Origin of the sequence: Pseudomonas sp. NPDC089996 (assembly GCF_044748405.1) — a bacterium.
GTDB lineage: Bacteria > Pseudomonadota > Gammaproteobacteria > Pseudomonadales > Pseudomonadaceae > Aquipseudomonas.
This window is the reverse complement of record NZ_JBIVGA010000021.1, coordinates 57,808-67,250: the sequence shown is the minus strand read 5'-3', so window position 1 is coordinate 67,250 and position 9,443 is coordinate 57,808. Positions and strand designations below refer to the sequence as shown.

The 9,443-nt window shown below is 63.3% G+C and carries 6 protein-coding genes; 3 read left to right on the top strand and 3 right to left on the bottom strand.

Translation table 11 applies throughout. The annotated features are described in order from the left end of the window. Nucleotides 1-211: 211 nt before the first annotated feature. The gene (locus tag ACIPW4_RS25335; RefSeq protein ID WP_400662903.1) at nt 212-568 is read left to right on the top strand and encodes a hypothetical protein; all 357 of its coding nucleotides are present in this window, start codon (nt 212-214) and stop codon (nt 566-568) included. A gap of 69 nt (nt 569-637) precedes the next feature. Next, nucleotides 638-1,135, top strand: coding sequence for a GreA/GreB family elongation factor (locus tag ACIPW4_RS25330; RefSeq protein WP_400662901.1), 498 nt, complete (start codon nt 638-640; stop codon nt 1,133-1,135). Nucleotides 1,136-1,266: 131 nt separating this feature from the next. Here the strand turns inward: ACIPW4_RS25330 and gdhA are convergent, their stop codons facing one another. From gdhA to ACIPW4_RS25315, 3 genes are all read right to left on the bottom strand, one after another. Beyond that, nucleotides 1,267-2,607, bottom strand: coding sequence for an NADP-specific glutamate dehydrogenase (gdhA, locus tag ACIPW4_RS25325; RefSeq protein ID WP_400662898.1), 1,341 nt, complete (start codon nt 2,605-2,607; stop codon nt 1,267-1,269). 221 nt (nt 2,608-2,828) lie between these two features. Beyond that, nucleotides 2,829-4,496 (bottom strand): energy-dependent translational throttle protein EttA, encoded by a 1,668-nt coding sequence (ettA, locus tag ACIPW4_RS25320; RefSeq protein WP_400662895.1) that lies wholly within the window; start codon nt 4,494-4,496, stop codon nt 2,829-2,831. A gap of 297 nt (nt 4,497-4,793) precedes the next feature. Beyond that, nucleotides 4,794-5,168, bottom strand: a complete 375-nt coding sequence (locus tag ACIPW4_RS25315) for a hypothetical protein (protein ID WP_400662893.1) — start codon at nt 5,166-5,168, stop codon at nt 4,794-4,796. 258 nt (nt 5,169-5,426) lie between these two features. On the opposite strand from ACIPW4_RS25315, the gene ACIPW4_RS25310 reads away from it, so the two are divergent. Then, nucleotides 5,427-9,257: an EAL domain-containing protein gene (locus ACIPW4_RS25310; RefSeq protein ID WP_400662890.1), complete on the top strand. Its 3,831-nt coding sequence runs from the start codon at nt 5,427-5,429 to the stop codon at nt 9,255-9,257. Nucleotides 9,258-9,443: the final 186 nt, after the last annotated feature.

The following is a 9,443-nucleotide window of genomic DNA, read 5'->3' as shown; positions in this document are numbered from 1 at the left end:
AGGCTGAGATGGCTGTGAGCTTGAACTGCTCTGTGTATTTGCCCATAGGTCCCCCAAGGGTTGGATTTTTTGTCCAACTTCTTGGGGGCAGTCCAATGAGGGCGTCGTGGCGGCCGGATGTGAACCAACCGACTCTTTGACACTGTTTTGACAGCTCCCCGACATATCGCCACCTAGACTTTGCGGTATCTCTCCAAAGGTCCAGGTGGTCATGTCGCGGTACTGGTTCGGCTTGTGCGTTGCGTTGTTGATGACGGGTTGCGAAACCACTCATGACCAGATGGTCAACCGCGGTTATCCCCCCGCCTACGCCGACGGCTACCAGGACGGTTGCAGCAGCGGCCGCCAGGCGGCCGGACTGATGGTTGGCGGTTTCCAGAAGGATGTACCGCGCTATCTGCACGATCGTCAGTACGAGACCGGCTGGGACGACGGCTTCCGCCAGTGCCACGCGATGCAGAACAGCGAGGAACAGCGTCAGTACCATGAGCGCTTCTGGGACGAGCGAGATCGCGAGTGGCAGCAGGAGAAAGACCAGGGCGCCGCCCGGGCCTATCGCAGCAAGTAGGTCGCAAACGGACATCCACTGAAACCGCCGGCCTGCCATGCTGGTCTGCAGCATAAAGGAGGCCATTGCATGAGCCGAGCGTTCGTCAACGAAGACCAGGCCGCCGCCCTGGCCGATCAGCCGGTGGAACGGCGCGTCAGTGACCAGCCCAACTACGTCACCGCCAGCGGCCTGAGCCAGCTGCAACAGCGCGTGAGCGAGCTGAATGCCTTGCGCAGCGAGTTGCAGGCGCAGGGCGAGCGCGGCGACAAGCAGCGCCTGGCCGATACCGAGCGTGACCTGCGCTATTTCAGCGCGCGGGTGCAGAGCGCGCAGGTAATGCCGGAGGCGACTTCACGGAGCAAGGTGCAGATCGGGAGCCGGGTCAGGTTCGTCGACGAGCATGGCCAGGAGCATGTGGTGCAGCTGGTGGGCGAAGATGAGGCGGATGCCGGGCGCGGGATGATCAACTGGGGATCGCCGCTGGGGCGGGCGTTACTCGGGGCCGGGCCTGGGGATGAAGTGCTGTGGCGGCGGCCGGCGGGGGATCAGATGATCGAGGTGGTCGAGATTGGAGGTGGGGCCTAGGGGCCGCTGCGCGGCCCATCGCCGGCAAGCGCGGCTCCCACAGGTGTATCACCGCCCTTGAGGCCTGTGGTGTCCCTGTGGGAGCCGCGCTTGCCGGCGATGGGCTGCAAAGCAGCCCCAAGGGCCTCGAATCAGACTACGCCCTGTGCCAGCATGGCATCGGCAACTTTCACAAAGCCGGCGATGTTCGCGCCCTTCACGTAGTTGACCTTGCCATTGGCCTCTTCACCGTAATGCACACAAGCATGGTGAATCGACTGCATGATGTTGTGCAGCTTGCTGTCCACTTCACCGGCCGTCCACAGCAGACGCATGGCGTTCTGCGACATCTCCAGGCCCGACACGGCCACACCACCGGCGTTGGAAGCCTTGCCCGGTGCGTACAGAATGCCGGCCTCGATGAACAGGTCGACCGCCGCCAAGGTGGTCGGCATGTTGGCGCCTTCGGCCACGCAGATGCAGCCGTTGCGCAACAGGGTGCGGGCGTCCTCAATGTCCAGTTCGTTCTGCGTGGCGCACGGCAGAGCGATGTCGCACGGCAGGGTCCATGGGGTCTGGCCCTTGCGGAACTCCAGGCCGAACTGGCCAGCCAGCTCGCTGATGCGGCCGCGCTTGACGTTCTTCAGTTCCATCAGCGCGTCCCACTGGGCATCGGTCAGGCCGGCTTCGGCGTACAGGGTGCCTTCGGAGTCGGACAGCGAAATCACCTTGCCACCCAGGTCCATGACCTTGCGCGCAGCGTACTGGGCGACGTTGCCGGAACCGGAAATGGCCACCCGGCGGCCATCGATGCGCAGGTCCTTGCGCTTGAGCATTTCTTCGGCGAAGTACACGCAGCCGTAGCCGGTGGCTTCTGGACGGATCAGGCTGCCGCCGTAGGTCATGCCCTTGCCGGTCAGCACCGAAGTGAATTGGTTGGCCAGGCGCTTGTACTGGCCGAACATGAAGCCGATCTCACGGGCGCCGACGCCGATGTCGCCGGCCGGTACGTCGCAGTCTGCGCCGATGTGGCGGTACAGCTCGCTCATGAACGCCTGGCAGAAGCGCATCACTTCGGCATCGCTCTTGCCCTTCGGGTCGAAGTCAGAGCCGCCCTTGCCGCCGCCCATGGGCAACGAGGTGAGGGAGTTCTTGAACACCTGCTCGAAGGCCAGGAACTTGAGCACGCTCAGGTTCACCGACGGGTGGAAGCGCAGGCCGCCCTTGTAAGGGCCGATGGCGCTGCTCATCTGGATGCGGTAGCCGCGGTTGACCTGGACCTTGCCCTGATCATCGACCCACGACACCCGGAACAGCACGGCGCGCTCGGGTTCGACCATGCGCTCGAGGATGCCGGACTGCAGGTAATGAGGGTTGGCTTCGAGGAAGGGCCACAGGGTGCGCAGCACCTCTTCCACAGCCTGATGGAATTCCGGTTGACCCGGGTCGCGTTGCTGCAAGCGTGCAAGGAAATTGTCGACAGATTCGATCATGGTAGACATCTCACCAAGAGGATTGGACTTATTGGTTTTTTCGGGAATGTACCAAGAAGCAATCGCACTGGAATAGGGCGAAATGTCGTTTTTATGAAATTATTTGGTGCGTTTTATATAAATGTATACAAAAAAGCCGGCCGATACGCGGTGAAGATGGTGTCTGAGGGCACAAAAATGGGGCCGCTGAGGGCCCCATTCCAGTGCAACAAATAACCGCCTTACTGGGCCAGCTTCTTGTGCCGTACGCGGTGCGGCTGAGCAGCGGCATCGCCCAGGCGCTTCTTGCGGTCGGCTTCGTACTCGGTGTAGTTACCCTCGAAGAACTGCACGTTCGAGTCGTCTTCGTACGCCAGGATGTGAGTGGCCACACGGTCCAGGAACCAACGGTCGTGGGAGATCACGATGGCCGCGCCCGGGAAGTCCAGCAGGGCTTCTTCCAGGGAACGCAGGGTTTCGACGTCGAGGTCGTTGGACGGTTCGTCGAGCAGCAGGACGTTACCGCCCTCCTTCAGGGTCAGGGCCAGGTGCAGGCGACCACGCTCACCACCGGACAGGTCCTTGACGAACTTCTGCTGGTCACCGCCCTTGAAGTTGAAGCGGCCAACGTAAGTACGCGACGGGATCTCGTAGCTGCCGATCTTGATCATGTCGGAACCATCGGAAACCTGCTGGAACACGGTCTTGCCACCGTCCAGGTCTTCGCGGCTCTGGTCGACGCAGGCCAGCTGCACGGTTTCACCGATCTCGATGCTGCCCGAGTCCGGTTGCTCCTTGCCCATCAGCATGCGGAACAGGGTCGACTTACCAGCACCGTTACCACCGATCACGCCGACGATGGCGCCTTTTGGCATGGCGAACGACAGGTTGTCGATCAGCACGCGATCGCCGTAGCCCTTGCTGACGTTCTTGAACTCGATGACCTTGTCGCCCAGGCGCGGACCGGCCGGGATGTAGATCTCGTTGGTTTCGCTGCGCTTCTGGAATTCCTGCGACTGCATTTCTTCGAAGCGCTGCAGACGGGCCTTGGATTTGGACTGACGGGCTTTGGCGCCTTTGCGCACCCATTCCAGTTCCTCTTTCATGGCTTTCTCGTGGGCGCTCTGCTGCTTGGATTCCTGCGCCAGGCGGTCCGACTTGGCTTCCAGCCAGCCCGAGTAGTTGCCCTCGTACGGAATACCGGCGCCGCGGTCCAGTTCGAGGATCCAGCCGGCGACGTTGTCGAGGAAGTAACGGTCGTGGGTAATCGCTACCACGGTGCCCGGGAAGTCGTGCAGGAAACGCTCCAGCCAGGCGACCGAGTCGGCGTCCAGGTGGTTGGTCGGTTCGTCGAGCAGCAGCATGTCGGGGGCCGACAGCAGCAGGCGGCACAGGGCCACGCGGCGCTTCTCGCCACCGGACAGGTGCTCGATGCGGGCATCCCAGGCCGGCAGGCGCAGGGCGTCGGCAGCGACGTCCAGCTGGCGCTCCAGGTTGTGACCGTCGGCGGCTTGCAGGATGGATTCGAGCTTGGCCTGTTCGGCGGCCAGCTTGTCGAAGTCGGCGTCGGGTTCGGCGTAGGCCGCGTAGACCTCGTCCAGGCGCGCCTGGGCGTCCTTGATCACGCTGACCGCTTCCTCGACCACTTCGCGCACGGATTTGCTCGGGTCCAGCTGCGGTTCCTGTGGCAGGTAACCCACGTTGATGTCGGGCATCGGACGGGCTTCGCCGTCAAATTCCTTGTCGACGCCCGCCATGATCCGCAGCAGGGTCGATTTACCGGCGCCGTTCAGGCCGAGCACGCCGATCTTGGCGCCTGGGAAGAACGACAGGGAAATGTTCTTGAGAATTTCCCGCTTCGGCGGCACGACCTTGCTCAGCCGATGCATGGTGTAGACGTATTGAGCCAAAACCAAGCCCTCTATCAGATAGGTAAAGACATCGACGAGCGCCCCGGCAGTGTGGCCAGGGGGATGTGTTTACGGGGTGTGTTGAACAAAGGCGACCATTCTACGCCAACGCGCGGCGTTGCACAGGGTGGTCGGATGATGGGGTGGGATCGGTGTGATCCTGACGCGCATTGATTGCCTGTGTCGGCCCTTTCGCGGCTAAAGCCGCTCCCACAGGTACTGCACAGGATTCAAGACTTGTGCAGTACCTGTGGGAGCTTTAGCCGGGAAAGGGCCGGTGCAGCAGCCGAAGATGGCTCAGACGTGACGCTGCTTGCCAGCCTTGCCCCGCGGCAGGCGGCAACGATCGCCCTGCTCGGCCAGGCGCGCAGCATAGGCGGCCTTGACGCTGAAGCCGCCACTGCGGGCGGGCTGGTGTTCAGCCTTGGCCGGTTTGGTAGCAACGGCGGCAGGTGCTGCTTCTGCCGCCGGCGCAACAGCCGCCTTGGCAGTCTTGCGCAGTTCGGCCAGCGATGGCGTCTTGTTTTTCGAGGCTGCAGCCGCGTCTGGTTTGACCAGCGAACGCTGGCACGATTTGCAGGATACGTCCGCGGTCACGGCAGTGCTGACAAGGGTCTGACTGCTGCGCCCACAGGCGGAATCGAGGCCATTGGTGGAAAAGTGAGTAACCAAAACCGAACATCTCCGATGCGTTGTCATTGAAGCGGGCGCCATTCTCGCACAAGAAACAGGGCCTTGCCGAACGGGCCGGCATCACCACGACCACTGGCACCACACAAGAAGCTGGCACATTGCCATAATCACAGGCATGCTAGCCCGTTCGGATGTCCGGCTTTATAGTGCCCGGTCGCGGTCCAGGCCTGAGCAGATACCGGCATACACCGTGCATGTTTCTCCCTGCCATCGCCAGCCCAATCGCAGGACCAACGCTTGACCAATCTCAATCATCCGACTCTGCTGCGCCCCGCTTCGCCGGCCCCAGTCGCTTCGCTGCGTGGTTCGGTCAAAGGTGCACTGGCCCTGCTGGCTTTGATCCTGCTGGGTTTGCTGCTGTGGCAACTGTTCTCCCAGTTCCGCCACACTCAGGCCGACCAGCGCCAGCTGAACCTGGACGCCACTGCCGAACTCGCCGACCACTTGAGCCTGAACATGGCGCTCAAGGCTCAGCAGGCCGTCAACGTGGTCCAACCCTACGTCAAAGCACCGACGCCAGCCGCCCTGCCGAGCCTGCTGGCGACCCTGCGCGAACGCCTGCCTGCCCTGCGCGACATGGCCTGGCTGGACCATGCCGGGCAACTGCGCAGCGACAGCCTGGCCGGCAGCCCCGACCGCCAGTTGATTGACGAACTGGTCGGGCTGAACCAGGGCCGCAGCTACTTCTTTGCCAACGCGGCGGACAACCGCACCATCTACCTGCTGTTGCGCCAGGCCGCCGAACAGGACCGGGGTTACTGGCTGCTGCGCCTGTCACCTGACTATTACCAGACGCTCACCGTGCACCTGGACGGCCCCGGCCACCCACTCTGGCTGCTGGAAAACAGCCGCAGCAGCGAGGTACTGGAACGCCATGCCCCGGTACAGACCAGTGGTGAACCGCTGCAAAGCGTGATGCTCGCCTTCATCGACAACAGCGCCTGGCAATTGCGGGGCCTGTTCGACGCGGGCCTGGCCCAGCAAAAGCTGCTGCCGGCATTGATCGGCAAGTGCCTGCTGGCGCTGCTCTGCGCCCTGCTGCCGGTATTGGCGCTGGTCAACATGCGTCGCCGCCAGCGCGCCCTGCAGGAAGACCGCCGGCGCTATCACGAGATCTTCGAAGGCACTGGCGTGGCATTGTGCGTGCTCGACTTGTCGAGCCTGCCCGGTCAGCTCGACCGCTACCACCTGCGCAACCTGGCCGGGCTCAAGCAAAGCCTGGCGCTGGACCCCAACCTGCGCCGCTCGCTGCTGCTGGAACTGAAGATCACCGAAATCAACCAGGTGGCGCGTCAATTGCTCAATGTCGAGTGCCACGAAGGGGCCTGGCAACGGCTGATCGATGGCAGCGGCGCTGGCCGCGACAGCATCGGCATGCAACTGATCGACGCGCTGATCGAGCAGCGCCCGTCGCTGGAACTGGAAGTGCGCCTGCCTGCACCACTGGGCGGCGAGCTGCACCTGTGGCTGATGGCGCGCCTGCCCCAGCAACGTTGTGATTACCAGGCGGTGATCCTCAGCATCAGTGACATCACCAGCCGCAAGCAGGTGGAGCTCTCACTGCTGGAGCGTGAAAGCTTCTGGTCCGACGTAGTGCGCACCGTGCCCGACCAGCTGTACGTGCAGGATGTGCTCAGCCAGCGAATGATCTTCAGCAACCGCCACCTCGGCCAGACCCTCGGCTACGACCGCACCGAGCTGGCGCAGATGGGCGACCGCTTCTGGGAATTGCTGCTGCACCCCGAAGATGCCACACACTATCAGGCCTTGCGCCAGCAACAGCGCGAGTGCGCTCACAGCCAGTCGCTGCACACTCAGCTGCGTTTTCGCCACCGTGACGGCGGCTGGCGCTGCTACGAAATCCGCGAGCAGGTGCTGACCCGCGACGACGATGGCCGGGTGACGCGCATCATCGGCGTGGGCAAGGATGTCACCGTGCAGATCGAGGCCAGCCAGTCGCTGCGTGACAGCGAGCAGCGGTACCGCATGCTCGCCGAAAGCATCAGCGACGTGATTTTTTCCACCGACAGCCGCCTACAGCTCAACTACGTCAGCCCGTCGGTGCAGGCCGTGCTGGGCTACCAGGCCGACTGGATCTTCGACAACGGCTGGCAGTCGATCATCGCCAACCCGGCCCAGCTCACCGGCATTTACAGCCTGATGGAACGGGTCAGCAAGGCCATGGGCGACAGCGAGCAGCTGGCACAGCTGCGCAGCCAACTGCCGACGCAACTGTTCCTGTTCGACTGCCTGCGCGCCGATGGCCGCAAGATCCCCATCGAACTGCGCCTGGTGCTGGTATGGGACGACCACCAGCGCTTCGAGGGCGTGCTCGGCGTGGGCCGCGACATTAGCCAGCAACGCCGCGCGGAAAAAGACCTGCGCATGGCCGCGACGGTATTCGAACACTCCACCTCGGCGATCCTCATCACCGACCCGGCCGGCTACATCGTGCAGGCCAACGAAGCGTTCAGCCGTGTCAGCGGCTACGCGGTCAGCGATGTGCTGGACCAGCTGCCGACCATGCTGGTGGTCGAGGACCAGCAGCAAAGCCACCTGCGTTACGTGCTCAAGCAACTGCACCAGCGCGGCAGCTGGGAAGGCGAAGTCTGGCTCAAACGCCGCGACGGCGACCATTATCCGGCATGGGTCGGCATCACTGCCGTCTTCGATGACGAAGGCGACCTGGCCAGCTACGTGTGTTTCTTCACCGACATCAGCGAGCGCAAGGCCAGCGAACAGCGCATCCACCGTCTGGCCTACTACGATGCCCTGACCCACCTGCCCAACCGCACGCTGTTCCAGGACCGCCTGCACACCGCGCTGCAGCAGGCCGAGCGGCAGAAGTCGTGGGTGGTGCTGATGTTCCTCGACCTCGACCGCTTCAAGCCGATCAACGACTCACTCGGCCACGCCGCAGGCGACCGCATGCTCAAGGACATGGCCCTGCGCCTGTTGGCCTGTGTCGACGAGGACGACACCGTGGCACGCATGGGCGGCGACGAGTTCACCTTGCTGCTGCAGCCGCGCGCCACCCGCGAGATGGCCCTGAACCGCGCCATCCACGTGGCCGAGAACATTCTTGGCAGCCTGGTGCGGCCGTTCGTGCTGGAAGGCCGCGAGTTCTTCGTCACCGCCAGTATCGGCATCGCCCTCAGCCCGCAGGACGGCAACGAGCTGAGCCAGCTGATGAAGAACGCCGACACCGCCATGTACCACGCCAAAGAGCGCGGCAAGAACAACTTCCAGTTCTACCAGACGGAAATGAACGCCAGCGCCCTGGAGCGCCTGGAGCTGGAGAGCGACCTGCGCCACGCGCTGGAGCAGAACGAATTCATCCTCTACTACCAGCCGCAGTTCAGCGGTGACGGCAAGCGCCTGACCGGTGCCGAAGCGCTGCTGCGCTGGCGCCACCCGACCCGCGGCCTGGTGCCGCCGGGTGATTTCATCCCGGTGATCGAAGAACTGGGCCTGGTAGTGGATGTTGGCGACTGGGTGCTGCGCGAGGCCAGCCGCCAGCTGAAGGTCTGGCACAAGAACAAGGTGCGCGTGCCGAAGGTGTCGGTGAACATCTCGGCACGGCAGTTCTCCGACGGCCAGCTGGGCACGCGGATCGCCACCATCCTCGAAGAAACCGGCCTGCCACCGGCGTGCCTGGAGCTGGAGCTGACCGAAAGCATCCTGATGCGCGAGGTCAACGAAGCGCTGCAGATTCTCGCCAGCCTGAAGAAGCTCGGCCTGAGCATCGCCGTCGACGACTTCGGCACCGGTTACTCGTCGCTGAACTACCTCAAGCAGTTCCCGATCGACGTGCTGAAGATCGACCGCACCTTTGTCGACGGCCTGCCCGAGGGAGAGCAGGATGCGCAGATCGCCCGGGCGATCATCGCCATGGCCCACAGCCTCAACCTGGCGGTGATCGCCGAGGGCGTGGAGACTCACGAGCAGCTGGAGTTCCTGCGCGAGCACGTCTGTGACGAAGTGCAGGGTTACCTGTTCGGTCGGCCGATGCCGGCCAACCAGTTCGAGGCGCAGTTCGCCAACGAAACCCTGTTCATGTTCCAGTGACACCGCTGGACGCGATTGTTGTAGGAGCGGCCTTGTGTCGCGAAAGGGCCGCAAAGCGGCCCCAGGGTTTCAGCAGCGCGGCACAGCTTGCCGGGGCTGCTCCGCAGCCCTTTCGCGACACAAGGCCGCTCCTACAGGCATTGCGCAAAGACTGACATTCGCGCCAGCAAAAACGGACTTTTGAGT